22 protein-coding genes are annotated in these 26,948 nt (G+C 75.1%); 12 read left to right on the top strand and 10 right to left on the bottom strand.

Annotated features, from left to right (window positions below; genetic code table 11):
- Positions 1–3: 3 nt before the first annotated feature.
- From LV78_RS10070 to cobA, 8 genes are all read left to right on the top strand, one after another.
- Positions 4–2,019: a putative cobaltochelatase gene (locus LV78_RS10070; RefSeq protein WP_253844589.1), complete on the top strand. Its 2,016-nt coding sequence runs from the start codon at positions 4–6 to the stop codon at positions 2,017–2,019.
- A gap of 111 nt (positions 2,020–2,130) precedes the next feature.
- The gene (gene cobO / locus LV78_RS10075; RefSeq protein WP_253844590.1) at positions 2,131–2,745 is read left to right on the top strand and encodes a cob(I)yrinic acid a,c-diamide adenosyltransferase; all 615 of its coding nucleotides are present in this window, start codon (positions 2,131–2,133) and stop codon (positions 2,743–2,745) included.
- Positions 2,742–4,139 (top strand): cobyrinic acid a,c-diamide synthase CobB, encoded by a 1,398-nt coding sequence (locus tag LV78_RS10080; RefSeq protein ID WP_372494841.1) that lies wholly within the window; start codon positions 2,742–2,744, stop codon positions 4,137–4,139. The genes cobO and LV78_RS10080 overlap by 4 nt, the downstream gene beginning before the upstream one ends.
- A gap of 170 nt (positions 4,140–4,309) precedes the next feature.
- On the top strand, positions 4,310–5,434 hold the full coding sequence (locus LV78_RS10085) for a cobalt-precorrin-4/precorrin-4 C(11)-methyltransferase (protein ID WP_253844592.1): 1,125 nt from the start codon (positions 4,310–4,312) through the stop codon (positions 5,432–5,434).
- Positions 5,435–5,438: 4 nt separating this feature from the next.
- On the top strand, positions 5,439–6,287 hold the full coding sequence (locus LV78_RS10090; RefSeq protein WP_253844593.1) for a hypothetical protein: 849 nt from the start codon (positions 5,439–5,441) through the stop codon (positions 6,285–6,287).
- Between the two features lie 469 nt (positions 6,288–6,756).
- Positions 6,757–8,016: a cobalamin biosynthesis protein gene (locus LV78_RS10095; RefSeq protein ID WP_253844594.1), complete on the top strand. Its 1,260-nt coding sequence runs from the start codon at positions 6,757–6,759 to the stop codon at positions 8,014–8,016.
- A gap of 88 nt (positions 8,017–8,104) precedes the next feature.
- Complete coding sequence (locus LV78_RS10100; RefSeq protein ID WP_253844595.1) at positions 8,105–8,890, top strand: S1 family peptidase; 786 nt, start codon at positions 8,105–8,107, stop codon at positions 8,888–8,890.
- Positions 8,891–9,230: 340 nt separating this feature from the next.
- On the top strand, positions 9,231–10,448 hold the full coding sequence (cobA, locus tag LV78_RS10105; RefSeq protein WP_253844596.1) for a uroporphyrinogen-III C-methyltransferase: 1,218 nt from the start codon (positions 9,231–9,233) through the stop codon (positions 10,446–10,448).
- Between the two features lie 777 nt (positions 10,449–11,225).
- Here the strand turns inward: cobA and LV78_RS10110 are convergent.
- From LV78_RS10110 to LV78_RS10135, 6 genes are all read right to left on the bottom strand, one after another.
- Complete coding sequence (locus tag LV78_RS10110) at positions 11,226–12,731, bottom strand: DEAD/DEAH box helicase (protein ID WP_253844597.1); 1,506 nt, start codon at positions 12,729–12,731, stop codon at positions 11,226–11,228.
- 802 nt (positions 12,732–13,533) lie between these two features.
- The gene (locus LV78_RS10115) at positions 13,534–14,439 is read right to left on the bottom strand and encodes a serine protein kinase RIO (protein ID WP_253844927.1); all 906 of its coding nucleotides are present in this window, start codon (positions 14,437–14,439) and stop codon (positions 13,534–13,536) included.
- 757 nt (positions 14,440–15,196) lie between these two features.
- Complete coding sequence (locus LV78_RS10120; protein WP_041838465.1) at positions 15,197–15,916, bottom strand: Crp/Fnr family transcriptional regulator; 720 nt, start codon at positions 15,914–15,916, stop codon at positions 15,197–15,199.
- A 131-nt stretch (positions 15,917–16,047) separates the two neighbouring features.
- On the bottom strand, positions 16,048–16,689 hold the full coding sequence (locus LV78_RS10125) for a Crp/Fnr family transcriptional regulator (RefSeq protein WP_253844598.1): 642 nt from the start codon (positions 16,687–16,689) through the stop codon (positions 16,048–16,050).
- Between the two features lie 618 nt (positions 16,690–17,307).
- Complete coding sequence (yaaA, locus tag LV78_RS10130) at positions 17,308–18,075, bottom strand: peroxide stress protein YaaA (protein WP_253844599.1); 768 nt, start codon at positions 18,073–18,075, stop codon at positions 17,308–17,310.
- Between the two features lie 449 nt (positions 18,076–18,524).
- The gene (locus LV78_RS10135; protein WP_253844600.1) at positions 18,525–18,878 is read right to left on the bottom strand and encodes a VOC family protein; all 354 of its coding nucleotides are present in this window, start codon (positions 18,876–18,878) and stop codon (positions 18,525–18,527) included.
- A 206-nt stretch (positions 18,879–19,084) separates the two neighbouring features.
- Here LV78_RS10135 and LV78_RS10140 point away from each other — a divergent pair, with 206 nt between their 5' ends.
- Entirely contained in the window at positions 19,085–20,830 is a 1,746-nt protein-coding gene (locus LV78_RS10140; protein ID WP_253844601.1) for a proline--tRNA ligase, read from the top strand.
- A 69-nt stretch (positions 20,831–20,899) separates the two neighbouring features.
- On the opposite strand, the gene LV78_RS10145 is transcribed toward LV78_RS10140, so the two are convergent.
- The 4 genes from LV78_RS10145 to LV78_RS10160 form a co-directional block, all read right to left on the bottom strand.
- A complete protein-coding gene (locus LV78_RS10145; RefSeq protein WP_253844602.1) occupies positions 20,900–21,589 on the bottom strand; it encodes an HAD family hydrolase in 690 nt (229 codons plus the stop codon).
- On the bottom strand, positions 21,586–22,275 hold the full coding sequence (locus LV78_RS10150; RefSeq protein ID WP_253844603.1) for a DUF8017 domain-containing protein: 690 nt from the start codon (positions 22,273–22,275) through the stop codon (positions 21,586–21,588). The genes LV78_RS10145 and LV78_RS10150 overlap by 4 nt, the downstream gene beginning before the upstream one ends.
- Positions 22,272–23,354: a DUF8017 domain-containing protein gene (locus LV78_RS10155; protein WP_253844604.1), complete on the bottom strand. Its 1,083-nt coding sequence runs from the start codon at positions 23,352–23,354 to the stop codon at positions 22,272–22,274. The genes LV78_RS10150 and LV78_RS10155 overlap by 4 nt, the downstream gene beginning before the upstream one ends.
- Before the next feature lie 133 nt (positions 23,355–23,487).
- Complete coding sequence (locus LV78_RS10160; RefSeq protein WP_253844605.1) at positions 23,488–23,895, bottom strand: YjbQ family protein; 408 nt, start codon at positions 23,893–23,895, stop codon at positions 23,488–23,490.
- A 49-nt stretch (positions 23,896–23,944) separates the two neighbouring features.
- Here LV78_RS10160 and LV78_RS10165 point away from each other — a divergent pair, with 49 nt between their 5' ends.
- From LV78_RS10165 to LV78_RS10175, 3 genes are all read left to right on the top strand, one after another.
- Positions 23,945–24,733 (top strand): SDR family oxidoreductase, encoded by a 789-nt coding sequence (locus LV78_RS10165; RefSeq protein WP_253844606.1) that lies wholly within the window; start codon positions 23,945–23,947, stop codon positions 24,731–24,733.
- A gap of 205 nt (positions 24,734–24,938) precedes the next feature.
- Positions 24,939–25,940, top strand: coding sequence for an aminotransferase class V-fold PLP-dependent enzyme (locus LV78_RS10170; protein ID WP_253844607.1), 1,002 nt, complete (start codon positions 24,939–24,941; stop codon positions 25,938–25,940).
- Positions 25,941–26,127: 187 nt separating this feature from the next.
- Entirely contained in the window at positions 26,128–26,898 is a 771-nt protein-coding gene (locus tag LV78_RS10175) for a hypothetical protein (protein WP_253844608.1), read from the top strand.
- The last annotated feature ends 50 nt before the right edge of the window (positions 26,899–26,948 follow it).

Genomic DNA, 26,948 nt, shown 5'->3' on the forward strand with positions numbered 1-26,948 from the left:
CGCATGGGCGCGCGCTTCCCCTTTTCCGCCGTAGTAGGCCACGACGACCTCCGCCTGGCCCTGCTCCTGAACGCCGTGCACCCCGGCGTGGGCGGGGTCCTGGTGCGGGGTGAGAAGGGCACGGCCAAGTCGACGGTGGTCCGCGCGCTCGCCGCGCTGCTGCCGGACCTGGCCGTCGTCCCCGGCTGCCGCTTCGGCTGCGAGCCCGGCGTCGACGCCGACTGCCCGGACGGCCCGCACGCCGCCGACGTGGCCGCCGAGCACCGCCCGGCCCGCCTGGTCGAGCTGCCGGTGGGCGCCACCGAGGACCGCCTGATCGGCTCGCTCGACCTGGAGCGCGCCCTCACCGAGGGCGTCCGCGCCTACCAGCCGGGCCTGCTGGCCGCCGCCCACCGGGGCGTGCTCTACGTCGACGAGGTCAACCTCCTGCAGGACCACCTCGTCGACCTGCTGCTCGACGCGGCGGCCATGGGCCGGGCCCACGTCGAGCGCGAGGGCGTCTCGGTGTCGCACCCGGCGTCGTTCCTGCTGGTGGGCACGATGAACCCGGAGGAGGGCGAGCTGCGCCCGCAGCTGCTCGACCGCTTCGGCCTGACCGTGGCGGTGAAGGCGGCCCGCGACGTGCCCACCCGCGCCGAGGTGATCCGCCGCCGCCTCGCCTACGAGGCCGACCCCGCCGGGTTCGCGAAGGCCTGGGAGGCCGAGGACGCCGCGCTCGCGGACCGCATCGCGCAGGCCCGCGCCGCGCTGCCGTCGGTGGTCCTGCCGGACGCCGAGCTGCGCCGGATCGCCGCGATCTGCGCCGCGTTCGAGGTGGACGGGATGCGCGCCGACCTGGTCGTGGCCCGCGCCGCCACCGCGCACGCCGCCTGGCGCGGGGCCGACGCCGTGGCGGAGCAGGACGTGGAGGCCGCCGTGCGCCTCGCCCTGCCGCACCGCAAGCGCCGCGACCCGTTCGACGAGCCCGGCATGGAGGAGGAGCAGCTCTCCGACGCCATGCGGCAGGGCGCCGAGCACGCGCAGGACGAGCCCGACGACGACCCGGACGGTCCCGACGACGACGGCCCGGACGGCGGCGGCGACGGCGGTCCCGACGACGGTCAGGGCCCCGACCAGCCGCAGGGCCCGCAGGAGCAGGGCGGCGAGCAGCCCGAACCGTCCCCGCAGGACGGCAAGCCGGGCGGCTCCGGCGGAACCAGAGCGCACACCCCGTCCCCGGCGTTCCGCACCCGCCTGCTCCAGGTCCCCGGCGTCGGCGAGGGCGCGTCCGGCAAGCGCTCCCGCGCCCGCTCCCGCAGCGGCCGGGCGGTGCGCCCCTCCACCACCGAGGGCTCCGGCCTGCACCTGGTGGCCACCCTCACCGCCGCCGCGCCGCACCAGTCCACCAGGGGCCGCACCGGCCCCGGCCTGCTGCTGCGCGGCGAGGACCTGCGCAAGGCGGTCCGCGAGGGCACCGAGGGCAACCTGGTGCTGTTCGTCGTGGACGCCTCCGGCTCGATGGCCGCGCGCCAGCGCATGTCCGCCGTGTCCGGCGCGGTGATCTCCCTGCTGCGCGACGCCTACCAGCGCCGCGACAAGGTCGGCGTCATCACCTTCCGGGGTTCCGAGGCGGAGACCGCGCTGCCGCCGACCACGTCCGTGGACGCCGCGGCGGCCCGGCTGCGCGCCCTGCGCACCGGCGGCCGGACCCCGCTGGCGGACGGCCTGCTGCGCGCCCGCCGCGTGCTCCAGTCCGAGAAGATCCGCGACCCGCGCCGCCGCCCGCTGCTGGTCCTGCTGACCGACGGCCGCGCCACCGCCACCGGCGCGGGCGGCGACCCGGTCCGCGACGCCCTGCGCGCGGCCGGGCTGCTGGCCGCCGACCGCGTCGCGTCGGTGGTGGTGGACTGCGAGAGCGGCCACATCCGCCTCGGCATGGCCGCCCGCGTGGCCGCCGCGCTCGACGGCGCGTGCCTGCGCCTGGAGGAGCTGTCCGCCGACCAGGTCGCCGGGGTCGTCCGGGCCGCCCGCGCGGCCTGAAACCCTTCCCCGCCAAGGCTTTCCGCCTGTGGCTGCCGCCGTCGCGCGCGGTGACCACCCGCGCCCGCGCGTCGCAGGCGTCCCCCTCCCCACCACACCTGGAGCCACGCCATGCCGCAGGGCCAGCCCACCTCCGTGCCGACGGACGGCCTCACCACCCGCCAGCGCCGCAACCGCCCCCTCCTCGTCGTCCACACCGGCCCGATGAAGGGCAAGTCCACCGCCGCCTTCGGCCTCGCCCTGCGCGGCTGGAACCAGGGCTGGGACATCGGCGTGTTCCAGTTCGTGAAGTCCGCCAAGTGGAAGGTCGGCGAGGAGGCCGCGTTCCGCGCGCTCGGCGAGCTGCACGAGAGCACCGGACAGGGCGGCCCGGTGCAGTGGCACAAGATGGGCGAGGGCTGGTCCTGGTCCCGCAAGGCGGGCACCGAGGAGGACCACGCCGCCGCCGCGCTGGAGGGCTGGCGCGAGATCGCCCGCCGCATCGCCGACCAGCGGCACGGCCTGTACGTGCTGGACGAGTTCACCTACCCGCTCAAGTGGGGCTGGATCGACGTCGACGAGGTGGTGGAGGTGCTGGCCAACCGCCCCGGCCACCAGCACGTCGTCATCACCGGGCGGGACGCGCCGCAGGCCCTCGTGGACGCCGCCGACCTGGTCGTGGAGATGACCAAGGTCAAGCACCCGATGGACGCGGGTCAGAAGGGCCAGCGGGGGATCGAGTGGTGAGCGCGCTGGTCGTCGCAGCTCCGGCCTCGGGCAGCGGCAAGACCACCGTGGCCACCGGGCTCATGGCGGCGCTGCGCCGCGCGGGCGACGCGGTGGCCCCGTTCAAGGTCGGCCCCGACTACATCGACCCCGGCTACCACTCGCTCGCCACCGGCCGCCCCGGCCGCAACCTGGACCCGGTCATGGTCGGCGAGCACCGGGTGCCCGAGCTGTTCGCGCACGGCGCGCGCGGCGCGGACCTGGCCGTGGTCGAGGGCGTCATGGGCCTGTTCGACGGGCGGATCGACACCGACGGCGTCGGCTCCACCGCGCACGTCGCCAAGCTGCTCGGCGCGCCCGTGCTGTTCGTCGTGGACGCGCGCGGCCAGAGCCGCAGCCTCGCCGCGCTGCTGCACGGCTTCCGGGGCTACGACCCCGGCGTGCGGCTCGGCGGCGTGATCCTCAACCAGGTCGGCTCGCCCCGGCACGAGCAGGTGCTGCGGAGCGCCTGCGCGGACGTCGGCCTGGACGTGCTCGGCGTGCTGCCCAGGGACGAGCGGTTCGCGCTGCCGTCCCGCCACCTCGGCCTGGTCACCGCCGCCGAGCACGGCCACGAGGCGGTCGCGGCGGTCGAGGCGGTGGCCGACGCGGTCGGCGCGCACGTGGACCTCGCCGCGATCCGCGCGCTGGCGGGCACCGCCAACCCGGTCGCCGCGCGGGCGTGGGACCCGGCCGCCGAGATCGCGGCGGCCGTCGGAACCTCAAGCGCCGCAACGGTGTCCGGCGGCCCCCGACCGGTGATCGCGGTCGCGGGCGGTCCCGCGTTCACCTTCGGCTACGCCGAGCACCCCGAGCTGCTGCGCGCGGCGGGCGCCGACGTCGTCGTCTTCGACCCGCTGCGCGACGAGACCCTGCCCCCGGACACCGCGGGTCTGCTGCTGCCCGGCGGTTTCCCCGAGCAGCACGCGGCCGAGCTGTCCGCGAACGAACCGCTGCGCGCCACCATCACCGCGCTGGCCCGCGCGGGCGCGCCCGTGCACGCCGAGTGCGGCGGCCTGCTCTACCTGGCCAAGTCCCTCGACGGCGCCCCGATGTGCGGGGTGGTCGACTCCGAGGCCGCGATGACCCCGCGCCTCGTGCTGGGCTACCGGGACGCGGTCGCCCCGGTCGACTCGGTGCTGCTGCCGGTCGGCGCGCGCGTCACCGGCCACGAGTTCCACCGCACCGCGCTGAGCACCCCGCACGGCGCCGACCCGGCGTGGCGCTGGCGCGGGCACGACGGCCGCCCGGCGGCCGAGGGCTTCGTCCTCGGCAACGTCCACGCGTCCTACCTGCACACCCACCCGGCCGCGATCTCCGAGTCGGCGCACCGCTTCACCGCCGCCTGCGCGGCCTGGCAGCGCCCACCGGGCTGACCACCACCCCTCACCCGGACGGCCCAGGGGCGCGGCATCCGGGGCCGCGCTCACCGCGCGTCCACGCCGACCGTCGCGCTCCGTGCCGGGATCAGGGCGCTCGATGGGGAGAGCGCCTTGCGCGATACGGTCGGGCCGTTCAAACCGAGCACGTCGTGGGGAGTTCTCAGATGACAGGTCGGGTCGCCTTCGTGGGTGCCGGCCCCGGTGCCGCCGATCTGATCACCCTCCGAGGGGCCAGGCGACTGGCCGAGGCCGACGTCGTCGTGTGGGCCCCGAGCGTGGTCGAGGTCGAGTGCGTGCGCGAGCACGCCCGCCCCGGCGCGGAGCTGGTGGACTTCTCCCGCGTCACCGAGTCCGAGGTCGTCGAGGTCTACCGCAGGGCCGCCGCGAGCGGCCAGTCCGTCGTCCGGCTGCACGCGGGCGACCCCGCCACGTGGGGCGGCCTGCGCGAGCAGCACGACGCGTGCCTGCGGCTGGGGCTGGAGATCGAGGTCGTGCCCGGCGTGACCCAGGTGTCCGCCGCCGCCGCGTCGGTCGGCCGGGAGCTGACCACCTCCGAGGTCGCGCAGTCGCTCGTGCTGGCCAGCCCGGAGAGCGCCGAGCACGTCCGCGAGCTGTCCGCCCACGGCACCACGCTCGCCCTGTCCGCGCCCGCCGCCCGCGCCGACCGGGTCGCCGAGCAGCTGCGCGCGGGCGGGTACGCCGACACGACGCCGGTGGTGATCGCCTACAAGGTGTCGCTGCCGGACGCGGTGCTCGTGCGCACCACGCTGGGCGAGCTGGAGTCGGCGGTCAAGGAGCACAAGCTCTACCGCAGCACGCTGTTCCTGGTCGGCGACGCGCTCAAGGCCCCGGTGCGCCGGGGCACGCCGATCGGCGACGAGCCGGTCCGCCAGCCCCGCGCCTCGAAGTGGCGGTCGACGCGCGCGACGGGCGCCGAGTCCCGCTCGGAGGCCGCCTGGTCGGCCGTGCACGACCTGCAGGAGACCGCGCGCTCCCGGTGGGCCAGGGCGCGCGAGGAGTCCGGCGCGGACGGCGCGGAGCTGCCCATAGCGCGGTCGCTGGCGGAGCCCGCCGAGCCCGAGCCGGTCGACGCGGCCTCGCCCGCCGTCCCGGCGCCCGCCGTGGACTCGCTGCCGGGGCAGGCGGGCTCACCCGAGCAGGGCGCCCCCGAGGCGCGGAAGAAGCCCCCGGTCGCGGCGGCGCGCAAGAGGACCGTCTCCGTCCAGGCCAGCACCACCCCGCGCAAGCCCGCCCCGGCGCGCGGGAAGAAGCCGAAGCGCACAGGCTGATCCCGTGGACGTCCCGGCGCTGCACCGCTTCCTGACCGACACCGGCCGCACCTGGTCCGCCGTCACGGTGGTGGACGCCGCCGAGCACGGCCTCGCGCACGCCCGCAACGTGTGCCTTGCCCGCTCCTCGGTGCTGGTCGCGAACGCGGACCCGGCGGCGCTCGCCGGGGGACTCGCGGGCTGGCGGCGCACCCTGGTCGTGCCCGGCGCGTCCGGCCCGTCCACCCTGGACCCGGCGCAGGCCCAGGCCCGCTCCTGGCCCGAGCCGCTCCCGGTGCTGTGCCTGGCCGAGCAGCCGCTGCTCCCGGACGCCCGGCACTGGGCGCTCCCCGACGACGACTTCTCGCACCGGGGCGACGGCCTGGTCGCCACCGCCGAGGTCCGCGCGCTCGCACTGGCCAAGCTCGGCCCCAGGCCGGGAACCCTGGTGTGGGACGTGGCCTCGGGGCCGGGCGCGGTGGCCGTGGAGTGCGCGCGCCTCGGCGCGGCCGTGGTCGCCGTCGAGCGCGACCCGGTGCAGTGCGTCCGGATCATCGCGAACGCCTCGGCGCACCACGTGGACGTGCGCGTGGTCGAGTCCGACGTGGAACTCGCCCCGCCGGACCTGCCGCGCCCCGACGCGATCTTCGTCGGCGGCGGGGGAGCGGGCGCGGTGCGGACCTGCGCGGGCCTTGGCGCGCGCCGCGTCGTCGTGGCGACCACCCGGCTCGACGGCGTCCTGCCGTCCCACGACGTCCTGCGGGACGCCGGGTACGCGGTGTCGGGCACCCAGCTGTCCGCCGCCAGGCTGGCGGACGACCACCTGCGCGCGGTGGACCCGGTGACCGTGCTGTGGGCCGAGCGGGCCGACTGAGCGGAGCGGTCGGGGCGCGGTCGGGTTGTGTGGTCTGGCCGCCCGTTTCACCCGCCTCGCGCGCCCGCCCGCCTCACCCCCCGCCCTCTCCTGCCGACCCCGCCCTCTCCTGCCACCCCCGCCCTCTCCTGCCACCCCCGCCCTCTCCTGCCACCCCCGCCCTCTCCTGCCACCCCCGCCCTCTCCTGCCGACCCCGCCCGGTGGCCCCCTGCCCGCGCACCCGCCCCCGTCCGTCACCCGCCCCTGGGGCCGCGCCCCCTCGGCCCTCACCCGCCCCCTGTGGCCTCGCCTGCCTCGTCCCTACCCATCCCACTCCGCCCCCGCTCTGTCAGCGCCCCACCGCACCCCGCCCACCCCGTTCCTGCCCACCCCGCTCCACCCCCGTTCTGCCAGGGCCCACCGCACCCCGCCCCCACCCGTCCCACCCGGCCGGGGAGGATGGCACCTCCACCCCGGCAAGGAGGCAGCGTGATCGGCTTGTTCGCGTCGACCGAGCGCGGCAGGACGCAGGCCAAGGAGCTCGCGGCCTTCCTCGGCCCGGACGCCGTCGTCCCCGACGGCCCCACCGCGCCCGCGCTGCGCCGCATGTGGCCGGTGCTCGGCAGCGCGGTGTTCTTCGAGGGCAGCGAGACGACGATCCGCCTGGTGGCCCCGCTGCTGCGCGACGAGCGCTCCGACCCCGGCGTGGTGTGCGTCGACGGCGCGTTCGCCCTCGCCCTGCTCGGCGGCGCGGACGCGCTGGCCCAGCGGGTCGCCGACGTGCTCGGCCGCACCGCCGTCACCACCGCCCCGCCCACCGCGTCCCCGCTGGACGAGCTGCTCGAACTGCTCGACGCCACCGCCGAGGGCGACGCGGCGGCGTGCGGCGAGGCCATGCGCGCGGGCGAGCCGGTCGCGCTCGCCAACCCGCTCGGCTTCCCGCTGCCCGCGCTGCCGGACAACGTCCTGCCCGCCGGTCACGAGGCCGCGTGGACGGTGCTGCTGGACGACCGGGTGCCCAAGTCCGAGCTGGGCGACCACGTGGTCCGGGTGATCCCCAGGACGCTCGTGATCGGCATCGGCGCGAGCAGCGGCGCCACCTCCACCGACGTCTCCGGCGCGCTCGCCAAGCTCGCCGCCGACGGGCGCCTCGACCTGCGGGCGGTGCGGGCGTTCGCCACGCTCGACCGCAAGACCGAGGAGCCGGGCATCGTCGACGCGGTCGAGGACTGGGGCTTCTGGCACGGCTCCACCACCACGCCCCTGCTCGGCTACCCCGGCGAGGAGCTGGCCGTCATCCCGGTGCCGAACCCGGTCGAGCTGGCCATCGGGATTCCCAGCGTCGCCGAGGCCGCCGCGCTGCGCGGCGCGTCCGAGCTGTCCGCCGGTGGTCGGGTGGAGATCGCCGCCGAGAAGGTCAAGGGCGCGCGGGCCACCGTCGCCGCCGCCCGCATCCTGCCCAGGGGCAGGCTGGCGCTCATCGGCCTCGGTCCCGGCGGCGCGGACGACCGCACCCCGCGCGCCGAGGCCGAGCTGCGCCGCGCGTCCGTGGTGGTCGGGCCGCCGGAGTGCGTCGACCAGGTCAGGCACCTGCTGCGGCCGGGCACCTCGGTGCGCGCGGAGGGCGCGGTCCGGTTGGCCGAGCAGGGCGTGGCGGTCGCGCTCGTGGCGCAGGACGCCGGACCGGTTGTCACGGGGCCGGTACACGCGGATGTCGTTCGTGTGACGGGAGTCACTGGTCAATTGTGAAGCCCCCTCAGTCCCGCTGAAGGAGGTTGCCGGGAGGCCACCGGGTGCGTTGCAGTGAGTGCTCACTCCTGCACGGAAAGGAACTCCGATGGCGAAAACCCTGCGTCGCCTGGCGAAGTTCATCGGACTGGGCGTGGCTGCCGCCGCGATCGGACTGATGACCACCCCGGTGTCCTCGGCCTCCGACGTCACCCCGTTCATCGTGGGCGGCACCAGGGCCTCGATCAGCGAGGCCCCCTGGACGGTGTACCTGGCGTCGTCCTCCGGCTCCCAGTTCTGCGGCGGCACCCTGGTGAAGGCCAACAAGGTCGTCACCGCCGCGCACTGCGTCGCCGGCCGCTCGGCGTCCAGCACCCGCGTGGTGATCGGCCGCGAGGACAAGCAGAGCACGGCGGGCACGGTGGCCACCGTCTCCAGCATCTGGTCGCACCCCAGCTACCGCACCGCGACCAGCGGCTACGACGTGGCCGTGCTGACCCTGGGCACCAGCGTCACCGGCACCTACCTGCCGCTGGCCACCCCGTCCGACACGGCCCTGTACGCGGCGGGCACCAACGCCGTCGCGTACGGCTGGGGCGCCACCTGCTCCGGCTGCTCCACGTCCCGCTACCTGCTGAAGGTCACCGTCCCGGTCACCTCGGACGCGACCTGCAGGACGGCGTACTCGCAGTACAGCAACACCTCGATGGTGTGCGCGGGCGTCCCGGCCGGTGGCAAGGACACCTGCCAGGGCGACTCGGGCGGCCCGCTCGTCGCCGGTGGCAAGCTGATCGGCGCGACCTCGTGGGGCAACGGGTGCGCGCTGCCGAACTACCCCGGCGTGTACGCCAGGGTCGCGGCCTACTACAGCGTGCTGAGCGCGCAGATCGGATGACCGCCGGGGGCGCGCTCGCGGGCGCGCCCCACGCCCGGTGACCGACGTCCTCCGGTCACCTGGGCGCGGGCGGGCGCGCGGACCGGTCAGCCCTCGGTCGGTCCGCGCGTTCCCCGTGCCCGCCGTCTTCGTCGTCGTTCCCGCGCGCGCGTGTGTGCAGGCGCCCCCGTCCCGGTCCGTTGTCCCCGCCGCGCCCGGTGCCCTTCCGCCCGCCCCGCGCGGCCCTTGCGCCCTGTCGCCGCGCCCCCTCCCGCGCTCCGCTCACCGGCCGGCACCTCCTTCCCGTGATGTGGGACACCCGTCTTGGGCGAGGGCCCGTCGGCCGGGGATGCTTCTCGCCATGCACGGAGAACAGCACTACCTGGTGGGCCTGGACCTGGCGGGCAAGCGCGTGGTCGTGGTGGGCGGCGGGTCCGTCGCCCAGCGCAGGCTGCCGCGCCTGGTCTCGTCCGGCGCCCGCGTCGAACTCGTCTCGCCCGAGGTCACCCCCACCGTCCAGGGCGTGGTCGACTCCGGGGCGGTCACCTGGCACGCCCGGCGCTACGCCGACGGCGACCTGGACGGCGCGTGGTACGTGCTCGCCTGCACCTCCGACCCCGAGGTGAACGCCCGGATCACCGCCGACGCCGAGGCCCGCCGCGTGTTCTGCGTGCGCGCCGACGTCGGCGCGCTCGGCACCGCCGTCACCCCCGCCTCCGGCAACCACGACGGCCTGCTCGTCGGCGTCCTGGCCAGCGGCGACCACAACCGCTCGGCGCGCGTGCGCGACGGCGTGCTGTCCGCGCTGCGCGACGGCACCCTCGCCGACCAGCACGACCAGCCCGCGGGCGTGGCCCTGGTCGGCGGCGGCCCCGGCGACCCCGACCTGATCACCGTGCGCGGCAGGCGCCTGCTGGCCAGGGCCGACGTGGTCGTCGCGGACCGGCTCGGCCCGGTGTGGCTGCTGGACGAGCTGCCGCCGCACGTGGAGGTGGTCGACGCCGCGAAGATCCCGTACGGGCGGGCCGCCGCGCAGGAGTTCATCAACCGGACGCTGGTGGACAACGCCAAGGCCGGGAAGTTCGTGGTGCGCCTGAAGGGCGGCGACCCGTACGTGTTCGGGCGCGGCTTCGAGGAGCTGATCGCCTGCGCCGAGGCGGGCGTGCCGGTCACCGTCGTGCCGGGCGTGACCAGCGCGTTCGGCGTGCCCGCCCTCGCGGGCGTCCCGGTGACGCACCGGGGGGTGGCGCACGAGGTCGTGGTGGTGTCCGGCCACGTCGCGCCGGACGACGAGCGCTCGCTGGTGGACTGGGGCGCGCTGGCGAGGCTGCGCGGCACCGTGGTGATCCTGATGGGCGTGGAGCGCGCCGCAGCGTTCGCCGAGGCCCTGCGCGAGGGCCGCCCCGGCGACACCCCGGTGACCGTCATCGAGAACGGCAGCACCGACGCCCAGCGGATCGTCAAGTCCACTTTGGACGGTCTGGCGGAAGCCGTTGCGGCGCACCACGTCCGTCCCCCGGCGATCATCGTCGTCGGCCCGGTCGCCGGCCTGGCGGAGGAACTGCCCGAGCAGGCGTGAGCCTGCCGCGCGGGAAGCCCGACCCACCCGAGGGCTTCCCGCGCCCAGCCGGGGCACGACGTCACGCACCGCCACCACGCACCCCACCGGTCACGTCACGCTCGGCCACCGGGCTCCGGGCGGGGGCGTCACGCTCGGACACCACCTCCCGGCGGACGTCGCGCACCTGGATCACGCTGCGACACCGGAACGCAGGCCACTCCGCGTGCCTCGCGCACCGGTCCATCCAGGGACCGCAGGCTTCGGGCCGAGCTGCGCTGCTGACAGCTCAGGCCACCCGCAGCCTGCCGCCTGCCCGCGATTGCCCGCCATCCGCCGCTCGCAGGCTGTTGGCCGCCGTCCGCTAGTCGTTGCCCCCAGCCCCCAGCCCCCAGCCCCCAGCCCGCCGTCCGTGCTTGCTGGCCGCCAGCCGCTCGTTGCCGCCGCCAGTAGGCTGCCTGTCCCCGGCCCAGCCCGGCCCTGTCCGGACTGTCCGGCCCTGCCCAGCCTGCCGGGCACGTTTCACCCCGCCCCGGTCCGCCTGGTCAAGCTCGCCCAGCCGCCCAGCCGCCCAGCCGCCCAGCCGCCCAGCCGCCCAGCCGCCCGGTCCAGCGCTGGCCCTGGCCTTGTCTCACTAGCGCCGCCCGCCCCCCGGCTCCCCCCATCCGCCCCGCGCCTGACCTCATCCATTCCTTCTCTCTCCCCCCCGCAAAGCAAGAGCCCCGGTCCCACCAGGGGACCGGGGCTCTTCGCGTTCCGCGTCAGCGCCAACCGCAGGTCAGCGCCAACCGTCGATCATCAGTGCTGCGGGGCCGCGCTGCGGCGGGGACGGCCGCCCGCGCGGTCGCGGTCACGGCCGCCACCCTCGCGGCCACCGCCCTCGCGCCCGCCGCGGAAGAAGCCGCCGCTGCCGCCACGACGGGCGCCACCGCCGCCCGCGCCACCGCGCCGACCGCGCGGCTGCACCTCGGGCTCCACCACGGGCACGCCGCTGGGCTCGCGGGCGCCGGTGATGCGGATCAGCTCGTCGTCGCCGGGACGGACCTTGGTCGACTCCGGGCGGATGCCCGCGCGGGTGGTCAGGCCCTGGACGGCGCGCCGCTGGTCGTGCGTGACCAGCGTGACGACCGTGCCGGACTGCCCGGCGCGCGCGGTGCGACCGGCGCGGTGCAGGTAGTCCTTCGGGTCGGCGGGCGGGTCCACGTGCACGACCAGGCTGACGTCGTCCACGTGGATGCCGCGCGCGGCGACGTCCGTGGCGATCAGGACCGGGGTCGTGCCCTCGCGGAACTGGCCGAGCACGCGGGTGCGCGCGCTCTGCGCCTTGCCGCCGTGCAGGGCGCCCGCGTGCACGCCCATCGACCGCAGCTTCTTGGCCAGCCGGTCCACGTGGTGCTTGGTGCGCACGAACATGATCGTGCGGCCCTCGCGCGCGGCCACCTCGGTCACCACCGACTGCTTGTCCTCGGCGGACACGAACAGCAGGTGGTGCTCCATCGTGGTGACGCTGCCGGTGGGCGGCGCGACCGAGTGCACGACCGGGTCGTGCAGGTACTGGCGGACCAGCTTGTCCACGTCGCCGTCGAGCGTCGCGGAGAACAGCAGCCGCTGCCCGTTCTCGGGGGTCAGGTCCAGGATGGCCCGCACCTGCGGCATGAAGCCCATGTCGGCCATCTGGTCGGCCTCGTCCAGGGCGGTGAACATGACCTCGGAGAGGTCCGCGGTGCCCTGGCGCACGTGGTCGGAGAGCCGACCCGGCGTGGCGATCAGCAGGTCGACGCCCCTGCGCAGCGCGTCGATCTGGCGCGGGAAGGACGTGCCGCCCACGACGGTGCGGCACCACAGGCCGAGCGCGCGGGCGAAGGGCGACAGCGCCTCCTCGACCTGCATGGCCAGCTCGCGGGTCGGGACCAGCACCAGCGCGCGCGGCATGAGCGGCTTGGCGCGGCCACCGGCCAGCCTGGACAGCAGCGCCAGGCCGAACGCGAGGGTCTTGCCGGAGCCGGTCTGGCCCCGGCCGAGCAGGTCGCGGCCCGCGAGCGAGTCGGGGAGCGTGGCGGCCTGGATGGGGAAGGGCTCGTTGATCCCGGCTGCGGCGAGCGCGCGGACCAGCTCGTCGGCGAGGCCGAGCTCGCTGAACGACGGGAGCGGGCCCTCGGGGAGGGTGCTCTCGACGTGGTCGGGAACGGTGTAAGCGTTGGGCGCGTCCACCTGCTGGGGACGGCGGTTGCCCTGGCCGGAGCGCCTGCGGGGCCTGCGAGAGGACTGCGGGCGCTCGGAACGGCTCTGGGACACGGGTGGCAAAACATACCTCCGGGACACGGCACGTCACGGGGATTGCTCTGCACTCGTGGGCAGGCGCGATCGCGCGGACGGGCCCGGCGCTGCGTAGCGCCGACGGTTGGGTGGAGCACCGGTGGTCCTGCATGGTGACCTCGGGGCGCTGAAAGGTGGCGCCCTCGTGCGGTGCGTTGACCAGTCTAGCTGATCATCATCCATTGGGTCGCGGCCACTCGGCCTAGTTTCGGCCGCGAGGCTGTGACCTGCGTGGACGTCGGGTGGATTGGTGGCGGGAGGGGGTCGGGGGCCGAGGGGGGACGTCGACTGGTTCGGCGGCGGTCCGCGCGACCTGAGCGGGCGGCTCGCGCGGCACCCGGACGTGGCCGGGTTCCACCGGGTGGTGGCGCGCCCGCTCGCGCGCGTGGTCGCGCGCCCGGTCGGCGGAACGCGGAAACCGCTGTGGCACAAGAGGATTCAGCTCCGGAACGGCCGGTCGAGACGGGGGAGGGTCCTGGGTCTAACGGCCCGCGCGCGGCCCTGACCCCGCGTTCGTCACGGGGCGCGCTCGCGCGGCGGTCACGGACGGCAGCCGGTGCTCGCGGCGGCGCGAACGCGCGGTGACGCCGGGTGGACGCGGTCGTCGCGCACCGTCGCCGCGCGCGGTGCGGGCGCGGTCACCGAGCGGCGTCGAACGGGGGAAAGCATTGGTGACACAACGAAATCGCGCTCCCACCGCGCGTGGTCGCGGTGCGGCGGACGGTGTTCTCACCGCACGTGCGCTGTACCCGGTGGGCGAGGGGGCGCGCGCCCCCTCGCCCACCGGCGCTCACCCCAGCCCGGCTTCCCGGAGCAGCTCGGCGGTCAGCTCCGCCGCGTCGGCCATCCCGTCCGGCAGACCGCGCGCGGTGAACCAGTCGGTCACCACCCGCACGTCGCGGGCCAGGAACTCGGCCCCGCGCGGGTTGGCCATCAGGTCGACGAGCTGCGGCAGGTCGATCACCACGAGCCGGTCCTCGTGCACCACCAGGTTGAACGGCGACAGGTCGCCGTGCGCGTACCCGGAGGCGGCCATGCCCAGCAGCGCCGACACGAGCTGGCGCCACAGGTCCACCAGCGCGTCCGGCTCGGGCCTGGTCTGGGCGAGCCGGGGCGCGGCCTGGACGCCGTCGCCGATGAACTCCATCAGCACCTCGGTGCCGTCGCGCTGCACCGGGTAGGGCACCGGCACGCCGCGCTGCCACAGCGCGCCGAGCGCCGCGAACTCGGCCACCGCCCACCGCTCGGCGATCAGGTTCCGCCCGAACGCGCTGCGCCGGGACATCGCGCGGGCCTCCCTGGTCCGCCGCTCCTTGCGGCCCTCCAGGTAGCCCGCGTCCCGGTGGAACAGCCGGTGGTCGTTGTCCCGGTACCGCTTCGCGGCCAGCAGGCAGGACCGCTCCGGCGTGGCGCGCTCCAGCAGCGAGACGTCCGCCTCCTTGCCGGACTTGATCAGCCCGAGCTCCCGGTCGACCGCCCCGAGGTCGGTGACCAGCCAGGCGGGGTGCGGAGCGGGGCCCTGGTCGGCGTCGCCCCAGGTGGACCACCGGTCGCCGTCCTCGGGCCCGGTGCGCTGCCTGGTCTCGGCGAGGCGCTTCTTGGCCTCCTCGGTGAGCCTGCCGCGCCGGACGTTCTCGTCGTCGTCCCGCACGACCCTGACCCGCGTCTTGACCTCGCGGGGGCCGTAGTCGTCCAGCTCGTAGTCGGACCAGCGGCTGTGCGGGTCGTCGTCGGTGTCGTCGTCCTCGCCGTGGCCGGCGTCGGTGTAGCCACCCTCGTCGTGACCTGCGTCGCCGTAGTCATCGTCGTCGGTGTCGTCGGTGTCGTCGGTGTCGTCGCGGTCGGCATCGGCGTCGGCGTCGACACCGGGCGCGTCGACACCGGGCACGTCAACGGCGTCGTCGTCGACGCGACCGCCGTGATTGAAGTTGATCTTGAGTTCGTGCAGTGCGTTCGTGGTGATCGCGTGCTCGCGCACAGCGGGGCTCCCAGCGGGAAGTGGGTGGATCACCCCGGCGGCGGGCCGCGCGATCGCGTCAGGCCCTGCGGAGCGCCGGGGTGGGCGGACGGGCCGGTGCCGCGTCCAGGACAGGTGTCGTGGCCATGTCGGCACCTCCTCCCCGAATCCGCTCCGGGCTCTCCGGCCCGCGAGTCGCTGTGCGCGCCCACCATGCCCCGCCCGCACCCGGCGGGGCAACCGCTTTTCCGACCGTCCCTCGCCACCGGAGCCCGCGCAGCCCCTGACCAGCGCTCCCGCACCCGCACCCGCTCCCGCACCCGCTCCCGCACCGGTGTGCCCGCGCCGCGTCCCCGCTCCAGCCCTGTCCCGCTCCAACCCTCGATCCGCCACTCCCCGTCCCGCGCGCCTCCACTTCAGGCCATCGGGCGTCGGGCGCGGCGGGTGCTCAGCGGGGTGGGCGCTCAGCTGGGTGGGCGCTCAGCGGGGCGGATGCTCAGCGCGGTGGGCGCTGGGCGTAGGCGCGCAGCGCGTCCAGGTCCGGCACCAGCACGTCCCGGCGCAGGTGGCTCACCACGACCCCGGCCTTGCGCAGGTCGCTGAACGCCTTCTCCGCCGTGCGCGGTTTCATGCCCGCGATCGACGCGAGCTCCACCTTGGTCAGCGGGAACCCGAGCGTCCACCCGCCCGGCTCCTCGCGGCCGTGCGTGCGCACCAGCTCCGCCAGCACCTTCGCCAACCGCTCGTCCGCCGCCCGAGCCAGGAAGTCCCGCCTGCGCTCGATCGCCCACCGCAGCCGCTCGTTCACCATGCCGATCATCTCGACGAAGACCTCGTTGCGGCGGTGCAGGAAGCCCATCAGCTCGCTGCTGCTGATCATCCGCGCGGTCACCTCGCCGCACGTGATCACGCTCGCCGACCTCGGCTTCCGGTCCAGCGCCGCCATCTCGCCGACGAAGTCACCGGCCGCCTTGATCGCCAGCAGCGCCGTGTCGCCGGTCTCGTCGGTGGTCTGCACCTTCACCACGCCGTCGAGCAGCAGCAGCGCGTGCGTGTCGCGGGCGTCCTGGACGATGACGTCGCGGTTCGGCGCGTACCGCACCACCGTGCCCATCGCCAGCAGCTCGTCGCGCGCCTGGTCGCGCAGCCGCGACAGCAAGCTGTCGTGCGGCCACACCGGTTGCTCCGGCTGGGTCGTGCTCGGTGACCATGACATCAGCACCATCCACCCCTAATGCGTCGTATCCGCAACTCGCTGCAACCGTTGTCATCCCCCGGCGTGCAGGTCGCGCCGCACGGCCGGTTCGTTTCGCCGAAGCGCGGGATTCCACCCGAACGCGCGGTTTCTCAGGATCCGGCGTAGCGGCGCAGCGCCCGCAGATCGGGAACCAGGACGTCGCGGCGCAGGTTGCTGACGACCACGCCCGCGTGCCGCAGGTCGCTGAACGCCTTCTCCGCCGTGCGCGGTTTCATGCCCGCGATCGAGGCCAGCTCGACCTTGGTCAGCGGGATGCCCAGCCGCCACGCGTCCTTGTCCTGCCTGCCGTAGGTCTGCACCAGCTCCACGAGCACGCGGGCCACCCGCACGGGCGCCGGGCAGGACAGGAAGTCGCGGCGGCGGTCGATCGACCAGCGCAACCGCTCGCCCACCACCAGCACCAGCTCCATCGCCACCTCGGGACGGCGCAGCAGCAGCGCCTGGAAGTCGGCGCGGGTGATGGCGCGAGCCACGACCTCCCCGCAGGTGCGCACCGTGGCCGACCGGGGCTTCCCGCTCAACGCCGCCATCTCGCCGACGACGTCGCCCGCGATCCGGATGTCCAGCAGCGCGTGCTCACCGTCCTCGTCCACGGCCTGCACCTTCACCATGCCGCTGAGCAGCAGCAGCACGTGCGTGTCGCGCGCGTCCTGGACGATCACCTCCTTGTCCGGCCCGTACGGCACCCGCGTCCCCAGCGCGAGCAGGTCGCCCCGCGCGGGTTCGCGCACCCTCCCCAGCAGACTCGTGCTCGGCCACACCGGATCAGCACCGGTCAACGCACACCCCCCGGATCGACTTCTTCCCTGACGGATGTCGGCCCGGACACCCCCGCCGTTCCCAGAATCCGGGCATTCCACGTGAAGCGTGCAACTCCGTTCACCCGAGCGGCGGCGACCGAACGGGGTCGGTGCGCGACCTGCCCGCCGAACACCGCCGAACACCGCCGGAACCCACCGAACACCACGCGGAGCAGGCTGGACACCACCGGACGTGGGCTGCGGACCCCGGAATAGCGGTGGGGGAGCACCGTGCTGGAGAACGCGGCCTCGCGGAAAGGCCCGGCAGGGCCGACGCCCCGACTTGGCTCCGCTCGCTCGGACCAACCAGGTGAGACCCGCCTCCCAACCAGGTGAGACCAGCCTCCCGGCCCGGCGAGACCAGCCTCCTGGCCTGGCGAGACCCAGCGCGATAAAGCCCCGGCCCGGCGGCGTGGCCTGTCGTGCGCCTGTCAGATTCACCTGGGTCGGGTCTGCTGCTGGCCCCTGAGTTCTGGGGCTCCTGGGCTCCTGGGTTTCGGGGTGCCTGAGGGTGGGTTCCGGGGCGTCTGGGCGCCGGAGGTTTCGCTGTCAGGCCGCAGGCTTGTCCGCCGGGTTGCCGGTGATCACCAGGTCCAGGGTCTTCGCCCCGGTCTCCTCCAGCACCAGCCCGGCGCCAGCCGCGACCTTCACCAGCCCGGCCACCGTCGACGGTTCGGCGCGCGAGCGGACCAGGGCGCGCGCGAGCAGCCCCTTGTGCGCCTTGTTGAAGTGGCTCACCGCCTTGCGCCGCCCCGAGCCGTCCTCGCTCACCACCCGCACCACCACCGCGGCGGGCGCCTTCGCGAGGGACGCGTACGGGCCCGAGCGGAGGTCCACGACGAACTCGTCGGCCTCCGCCAGCACCGGGCCCAGCGCGGGGCGCCACAGCGCGCCGAGCGGACCGGTCGCGGGCAGCGCGCTGCCGCCGGACAGGCGGTACGCCGGGATCGCGTCACCACCCCCGACCAGGCCGAACAGTGCCGACACCACGCCGATCCTGGCGTACGCGCGGTCGCGCTCGGCCTTCGTCAGCGACGGCACGTCCAGCGCGTCGTAGAGCACGCCGGTGTACCGCCGCAGCGCGGGCGTCGTGGCCGACGCGCGCAACTCGGCGTTCCGCTCGACCTCCCCGGCCTGCCGCTCGGACAGGCCGAGCGCCGCCAGCGACGCGGGCACGTCGGCGGCCAGGTCGACCAGCGCGGTGACGAGCTTGTCGCGCACCGGGTTCAGCTCCCGGTGGGACAGCGCGTCCAGGTCGAGGGGAGCACCGGATCCACCGGTCGCCTTGGTCTCCGACGGAGGCAGCAGCACGAGCACGACCGGCGAGCCTACCCACCGGAACCACCCGAACCCGCCACTCCCGCAGTTACCCCGACCACTCCCCGCTCCGGGCACGAGCCAGCGACACCCCGACCGTGCCCTGACCGTGTCCTGAAGGCACCACGACCCCGTTCCGACGACACCCCGGCCACGTCTCAGCCGCAACGCCGCTCGGCCCCCGAACGCTGACAGCCGTCATCGACCGCCGCCGCCGACCTCCGAGCACCGACCGCCGAGCACCGATCAGCGACCACCGCCGACAACCACCGCCGCGACCGGCCACCACCTACCGGCCAACCACCTCCCGCCATCCCGTCGCCAACACCACCCCCGACTCGCCCCCGACCGTCCACCTCTGACTCGCCCCGGACCGCCCGACCCCGGCCCGCCTCTTGGACCGTCCGACCCCGGCCCGGCCTCCCACCCCACCGCTCACATCCCCCGACTCACCCCCGCCCCGTCACGCAGAACTGGTTCCCCGCCGGATCCGCCAGCACCACCCACTCCACCCCCGGCATCGAGCGCTCCGCCACCAGCACCGCCCCCAACCCGGTCAACCGCTCGACCTCCGCCGAAAGATCCACCGCCCCGAAGTCCAGGTGCACCCGGTTCTTCCCCGGAGTCGGCTCGGCCACCCGCTGGAACCCCAACCGCACCCCGCCCTCGGTGGACAGCATCACCAGATCCCCGTCCTCCCCGTGCTCCTGCACCGCGTCCGTCTCCAGCGCGGCGGCCCAGAACCCCGCCAACCCCCGAGGATCGGTCGTGTCCACCGTCGTCATCCCGTAGCTCAACCCCACGCCCGGCACGCTAACCACGCCCCCCGACAATTCCGGCCCCCCGCCGAACCCCCACCGCCCACCAACCGCCAGGACCACCCGTTCGGGTAACCAACAGCAACCGCCGCCACCCCCCGACCACCCCGCGCCGGGGTAACCGGCTGGAACCCCCGCCACCCCGTTCACTAGGCTTTTCAGGACCACCAGCCCCACGAGGAGTCCCAACCGTGATCACGAGGATGTCGTCGCTGTTCCTGCGCACGCTGCGCGAGGACCCGGCCGACGCCGAAGTCCCGAGCCACAAGCTGCTGGTCCGCGCGGGCTACGTGCGGCGCGTCGCGCCGGGCGGCTACTCGTGGCTGCCGCTGGGCCTGAGGGTGCTGCGCAACATCGAGCGGGTCGTCCGCGAGGAGATGGACGCGATCGGCGCGCAGGAGATCCAGTTCCCCGCGCTGCTGCCGAAGGAGCCCTACGAGGCCACCAACCGGTGGACCGAGTACGGCCCCAACATCTTCCGCCTGAAGGACCGCAAGGGCGCCGACTACCTGCTCGGCCCGACCCACGAGGAGCTGTTCGCGCTCACCGTGAAGGGCGAGTACAGCTCGTACAAGGACTACCCGGTCGCGCTCTACCAGATCCAGACCAAGTACCGCGACGAGGCGCGCCCCCGCGCGGGCATCCTGCGCGGTCGCGAGTTCGTCATGAAGGACTCGTACTCCTTCGACCTCACCGACGAGGGCCTGGCCGAGGCGTACCAGCGCCACCGCGCCGCCTACATCAAGATCTTCGACCGGCTCGGCATGGACTACGTCATCGTGTCCGCGACCTCCGGCGCGATGGGCGGCTCGGCCTCCGAGGAGTTCCTGGCGGTCGCCCCGACCGGCGAGGACACCTTCGTCCGCAGCACCGAGTCCGACTACGCGGCCAACGTCGAGGCCGTCACCACCCCCGCCCCCCCGGTTCAGCCGATCGAGGGCCGTCCCGAGGCGCAGGTGCACAGCACCCCCGCGACCCCGACCATCGACACCCTGGTCGAGTTCTTCAACAACGCGGGTCTCGGCCGCGAGTTCACCGCCGCCGACACGCTGAAGAACGTGCTGGTCAAGACCCGCGTCCCCGGCTCCGACTGGGAGCTGCTGGCGATCGGCCTCCCCGGCGACCGCGAGGTCGACCTCAAGCGCCTGGAGGCGGCCGTCGAGCCCGCCGAGGTCGCCATGCTGGACGAGGCCGACTTCAAGGCCCACCCCTTCCTGGTCAAGGGCTACATCGGTCCCGGCGCGCTGCTCGCGAACGAGGTCCGCTACCTGGTCGACCCGCGCGTCGTCGAGGGCACCGCCTGGGTGACCGGCGCCGACCAGCACGAGCACCACGTGGTCGACCTGATCTGCGGTCGCGACTTCACCCCGGACGGCACGATCGACGTCGCCGAGGTCCGCGAGGGCGACCCGTCGCCCGACGGCAAGGGCCTCCTGGTGGCCGCGCGCGGCATCGAGATCGGCCACATCTTCCAGCTCGGCCGCAAGTACGCCGACGCGTTCTCGCTCGACGCCCTCGGCCCGGACGGCAAGCCCGTGCGCATCACCATGGGCTCCTACGGCATCGGCGTGTCCCGCCTGGTCGCCGCGATCGCCGAGCAGAGCCACGACGACCGGGGCCTCATCTGGCCGCGCAACGTCGCCCCCGCCGACGTGCACGTGGTCGTCGCGGGCAAGGACGCCACCCTCCTGGAGGGCGGCGAGAAGCTCGCGGGCGAGCTGTCCTCGGCGGGTCTGAGCGTGCTGCTGGACGACCGCAAGGCCAGCCCCGGCGTGAAGTTCGCCGACGCCGAGCTGGTGGGCGTGCCCACGATCCTCGTGGTCGGCCGGGGCCTGGCGAACGGCCTGGTCGAGGTCAAGGACCGCCGCTCCGGCGAGCGCGTCGAGGTGCCGGTCGACGAGGCCGTGCAGCACGTGCTGGCCGTCGCGCGCGGCTGACCCCTCCGCGGACGCGAAGAGGGCCGGTGCTCACCCGAGCACCGGCCCTCTCGTCGTCCAGGGGAGACCTCAGCGCCTGCCGAGCAGCACGTCCACCACGTCGGCGGTGTCCGACAGGTCCACCAGCACCGCGTGCGCCCCGGACGCCTCCAGCTCCGCCACGTCGCTGCGCCCGGTCGCCACCGCGACCGCCCGGTACCCGTGGTGCAGCGCCGCGTCCACGTCGTGCGGGGTGTCCCCGACGACCACCACCGACTCCGGCGCCACGCCGTGCTTGGCCGTCGCCAGCCGCACCGCCTCGCGCACCAGGTCGGGCCGGTCGTCGGACAGCTCGCCGAACCCGCCGATCGCGAAGTCCAGGTGCCGCTCCAGCTCGAACGCCGCCAGCTTGTACCGGGCGATCTCCACCAGGTTCCCGGTCACCAGCGACTGCACCACGCCGGGCTCACCGGCCAGCGCCTCCAGCACCGCGCCTGCCCCCGGCAGCGCCCGGCCGCGCTCGGCCAGCAGCCCGTGCTCCAGGCGCGCCACCGCGATCAGCTCGGCGTGCAGCCGGGAGATCAGCTCGTCGGTGGCCTCCAGGTCGTGCGCGAGCAGCAGCTGCCTGCTGATCGCCCGCTCGGTGCGCCCCGCGTACGAGGGCCGGTGCACCAGCTCCAGGCCGGACACCGTCCGCAGCGCGGTCCCGTACCAGGCGTGACCGAGCCCGGAGGCGTCGATCAGGGTCAGGTCGATGTCCCACAGCACGAGGGTCTTCACGAGACGCGCACGCTCCCCACGATCCGGTCCGCCTCCGCTTCGCTGGGCCCCTGGGCCACGTGCGGCCCGCCCTGCGCGACGTTCAGCACCAGCACGCCGTGCTTCCCGCCCGGCAGCTCCGCAGCCACCAGGGTGATCTCCGCCTTCGGCGCGTAGCAGGCGCTCACGCCCCTCGGCTCGACCGACAGCACCACCTTCGTCCGGCCGTCCACCTCGGTCACCACCGGCTCGCCCACGCTCGGCGGGGTGCCGTCCACGGTGTACCCGTTGTTCGCCACGGTCTTGCCGAGCTGGCTGAGCACGGTCAGCGTCGCCGCGTTGACCTGCGCGGACGACACGATCGCCTGCACCATCTGCTTGTCCTGGCACTCGAACGGCCGGGACACCCACACCCCGGTCAGCCGGGTGCTGCCCGCGAGGCCGTCGCCGCTCTCCTCCCAGGAGGGCGGCACCTGGTAGGTCAGCCCCGAGCCGCGCACGGACGTCCACTCCGGCTGCGCCGACGTCGAGGTCGCCGTCGCGGGCCCGCCCGCCGAGGCGTCCGAGCCGGAGCCGATCAGCACGGCCGTCACCACGCCGCCCGCCACGACCAGCACGCCGAGCACGGACAGGGCGATCCACAGCCCCGTGCGCTTGGGCTTGGGGGGCGGTTGCTGCTGGTAGTAGCCGAGGCCCGAGTAGCTCACCCGCCCACCGCCAGCGGGCGCACCGAGTCGATCATCGCCTGGAGGTCGCCCTCGGTGGGGGAGGCGGGGGCGGTGGCCGGGCCGCCCGCGAGGTCGCCGTTGGCCATGAACACGTGCGTGGCCCGCTCGCCCCTGGCCGCGAGCACGCGCACCATGCCCTTGGACGCGATGCAGGCGTTGCCGCCGCCCGCCGTGACGGTCGCGTCGACCTGCACCGCCGGGATGGGCTGCCCGCCGCCGACGTTCGGGACGGTCACCTCCTTCGGGTCGGTGAGCTTCACGTCGAGCTCCGGGGCGCTGCTGTAGAAGTACCGGGCGACCTTGTCGGCCACGTCCTTCGCGACGCCCGCCAGGTCGGTGTTCGAGATCAGCGTGCCGCCCGCGTTGCCCCGGTTGTAGGAGTTGCCCTCGCAGGTGTAGACGCCGAACATGGACAGCCCGGTCAGCCGCGCGTCCAGGTTCGTGACCGGCGAGCTGCCCTTCTGCGGGGCCCACGACTTCGGCACGTCGTAGCTGTAGGCCAGGTCGGTGACCGGCAGGCAGTTCCAGCCGGAGGTCACCGCCGTGCAGCTCGCGGCCTCCGCGCTGGGCGAGGTCGGCGCGGGCGAGGACGCGGCCGAGCTGCTGGGCGGGGTTTCGCTGCTGGGCGCGGCCACGGTGGTCTTGTCGTCCTCGGAGCCGCTGGTGAGCACGTACGCCGTGGCTCCGCCGCCCACGAGCAGGAGGGCCACCGCGCCCACCGCGAGCCAGACCTTGCCCCGGTTCCGCTTCGGCGGCTCCTCGCCGCCGGAGAACACGCCGAGCCCGCCGTACGAGCCGAAGCCCTGCTGGGGGAAGCCCTGCTGGTCGCCGTAGCCGGGCTGCGGGTAGCCCTGCTGGTCGCCGTACCCCGGTTGGGGGTAGGCCTGCTGGTCCCCGTAACCCGGCTGGGGAGCCCCGAAGGAGTGATCCTGATACGGCTGCTGGGGGTGTCCCGGCTGCGGGGTGGAGCCGCTGGCGCCGTCCTGCCCCCACCCGCCCTGGTGGGGCTGACCTGCCTGGCCACCCCAGCCGGACTGCCCGTCACCTGGGTAAGTCACGGCTCGCACGGTACCGCCTCCACCAGTCGGAATCCGCTCAGGTGATGGAAAAGCGATCGAGGTTGGACGTGCCGCAGCTCACTTCCGTCCACGACGGAGGGTGCCCAGCGCCTCACTCGGTCGTGTCTGAGGTTCACCCGGCCAAAAAGCTGAACCGCACCTTGCGCACCGGGTTGTCCACGTTCGTGTCCACCAGGCACACCGACTGCCAGGTGCCCAGCGCCATCACCCCGCCGAGCACCGGGACCGTCGCGTGCGGCGGGACCAGCGCGGGCAGCACGTGGTCGCGGCCGTGCCCCGGCGTGCCGTGCCGGTGCCGCCACCGGCCGTCGGCGGGCAGCAGGTCGCGCAGCGCCGCCAGCAGGTCGGTGTCGCTGCCCGCGCCCGTCTCCAGCACCGCGAGCCCGGCCGTGGCGTGCGGGACCCACACGTGCAGCAGCCCGTCCCCGGACGTCTTCGCCAGGAACCGCTCGCAGTGCGCGGTCAGGTCGAACACGACCTCGTCGGAACCCGTCCTGATCTCGATCTCCTCGCTGAGCACCGGGAGAGGGTACGCAAAAACCGGTCGACACCGCCGTCCCCGCGACCGAATGATCGACGCCGTGCCGCACACCGCGATCGTCACCGGGGCCAACCAGGGCATCGGGGCCGCCGTCGCCACCGCGCTCGCCGCGCGGGGCGTCCAGGTCCTCGCCGCCTACTTCAGGTTCACCCCGCTCCCCGACCCCAGCCTCCCCGACCGGTACGCCGCCGACCGGGGGGCCGACGCCACCGCCGTGGTCCGCGCGATCGAGGCGGCGGGCGGCCGGGTGCTCGCCGTCGAGGCCGACCTCGCCGACCCGCAGGCCCCCGCCCGCCTGTTCGACACCGCCGAGCGCGAGCTGGGCCCGGTCGACGTGCTGGTCAACAACGCCTCCTCGTGGGTGCAGGACACGTTCCTGGCCGCCGGGCTGGACCAGTTCGGCCGCACGACGGCCCCCGTCTCCGCCGAGACCTTCGACGCCCAGTTCGCCGTGGACGCCCGAGCCAGCGCGCTGCTGATCGCCGAGTTTGCCCGCAGGCACCTGGCGCGCGGCGCGGACTGGGGCCGGATCGTCGGCCTCACCTCCGGCGGGCCGGGCGGGTTCCCCAGCGAGGTCACCTACGGCGCGGCCAAGGCGGCCCTGGACAACTACACGATGGCCGCCGCCGCCGAGCTGGCCCCGCACGGCGTCACCGCCAACTGCGTCAAGCCGCCCGCCACCGACACCGGCTGGGTCAACGACGCCGTCCGCGCCTCCACCAGGGTCGCCGAGCCGCACGAGGTCGCCGACGTCGTCGCGTTCCTGTGCTCGGACGAGGCCAAGCTCGTCACCGGGAACGTGGTGACCCTGCGCTGAGCCGGGCCGGGGCGCGCCTGGCCGGGCGGCGGTGGCGCGGGGACGGGCGTCCCCGCTGGGCCGTGCGGGGGTGGCGCGGGCTGGCAGGGGCGCGCTGAGCCGTGCGGACGTGGCGCGGGACGGCAGCGGTGCGCCGGACCGCGCGGGGCGCCGCCCGGCCGTTCGCGGGGTGGACGACCGGCGGGGCGTGGGGTCTGATGGCCCCATGCGGACCGCGTTCGGCGAGACCTTCGACGTCCCACCCGGCTACCTCAACACCGCCAGCGTCGGCGTCCCGTCGACCACCACCGCCCGCGCGGTCGCCGACGCCGTGGCCCGGTGGGCGCGCGGCGCCGACGCGCCGCCGGTGTTCGACGAGCCCGTCGCCGTCGCGCGCGCCGCCTTCGGCCGGATCGTCGGGGCGCCCGCCGACCGCGTCGCCATCGGCGCCACCGTCTCCCAGCTCGTCGCGCTGGTCGCCGCGAGCCTGCCCGAGGGCGCCCGCGTCCTGGTCGCGAAGGGCGACTTCACCAGCCTCACCTTCCCGTTCGCCGCGCGCGGCCACACCGTCACCGAGGTCCCGCTCGACGAGCTCGCCGACCGCGCCGCCGACCACGACCTGGTCGCCGTCAGCGTCGCCCAGTCCGCCGACGGCCGCCTCGCCGACCTCGCCGCGCTGCGCGCCACCGGCGTCCCGGTCCTGCTCGACGCCACCCAGGCCGCCGGGTGGCTGCCGCTGGAGCTGGACTGGGCCGACTGGGTGGTCGGCACCGGCTACAAGTGGCTGCTCAGCCCGCGCGGCACCGCCTGGCTCGCCTGCTCCGAGGCCGCGCTGGCCAGGACCGCGCCGCTGGTCGCCAACTGGTACGCGGGCGACGACCCGTGGACCACCGTCTACGACCTGCCGCTGCGCCTGGCCGCCGACGCCCGCCGCCTCGACCTGTCCCCGGTCTGGCACGCCCACGTCGGCGCCGCCGCCGCGCTGCCCTGGTTCGCCTCGCTCGACCGCGCCGCCGTGCACGCCCACACCACCGGGCTCGCCGACGCGCTGCGCGCCGGACTGGGCCTGCCGCCCGCCGGGTCCGCCATCGTGTCCCTGGACGTGCCGCCGGAACCGCTGCTCGCGGCCGGGATCGCCGCCAGCACGCGCGCCGGCCGGGTCCGCCTCGCCTTCCACCTCTACAGCACCCGCGACGACGTCGACCGCGTGCTCAGAGCGCTCGCCTGAACCGCGTCCGTTACCGTGGTCGGCTGTGTCGGTTCCCCCCGAATCACCTGGAGAGGTGACCCAGCGGATTCCCCGAGTCCCGGCTGGGCCGCCGATGGGGCCGCCCCCGCCGCAGGACCAGGGGCAGCCCCAGCCCGTTCCGCCCACCCCCCAGCAGACGCCGTCGGGCACCCTCACGTTCGAGCCGGTGCCCGGCCCGCAGGGACCGCCGCGACCCGGCGGAGCGCCCCCCTACGGCGGCTACGACCAGGGCTTCCCCCCACCGCCGCCGCCCCGGTACGGCGCGCCCGCGCAGCAGCGCCCGCGCAGCCACCCGCCCACCGCGACCGGCCTGTCGGCGGTGCCGTTCCAGCGGCGCACAGCGGTGGTCCGGATCATCGGCCTGGTCGGCATCGCGGTCGTCTCCGGACTCGTCTGGATGATGTTCCAGTCGGGTGAGGGGCCGAAGTCCTCCAGCGGCTCGCCGACCCCGTCCAGCGCGCCGGTCGTGCCCGCGGGCGAGTTCGAGTTCACCCCGTCCACCCAGGCCCCGGCCCCGCGCCGGGACGCCGAGTGCGCCTCGCACGCCTACGGCCAGGCCAAGGACTTCTTCGGCAAGACCCCGTGCGAGGAGCTGATCCGGGCGCTCTACACCACGACGGCCGCCGCCAACGGGGCGAAGGTCTACACCTCGGTCGCCGTGGTCAGGATGAAGTCCCCCGAGGACGCGACCGCCCTGATGGAGCTGACCAACCGGGACGGCACCGGCAACGTGAACGACCTGGTCAAGGACGGCGCGGTCAAGGTCGACGGGATCACCACGCTCGGCGGTGGCGGCTACGCCTCGAAGCTGAGCGACCGCGACGTGGTCATCGTCGAGTCGGACACCGCCAAGGCCGACAACACCGGGGCCGGGCACACCGACCTGATGCGGCGGATCTCCGCCGACGCCCTGCGGCTGGCCGCCGCGCTCGGCTGACCGCCCGCGCCGGGCCCCGCACGAGGGCCCGGCGCCGGGACGGCCGCTGC

Origin of the sequence: Actinosynnema pretiosum, assembly GCF_024171695.1 — a bacterium.
GTDB classification, from domain to species: domain Bacteria; phylum Actinomycetota; class Actinomycetes; order Mycobacteriales; family Pseudonocardiaceae; genus Actinosynnema; species Actinosynnema pretiosum.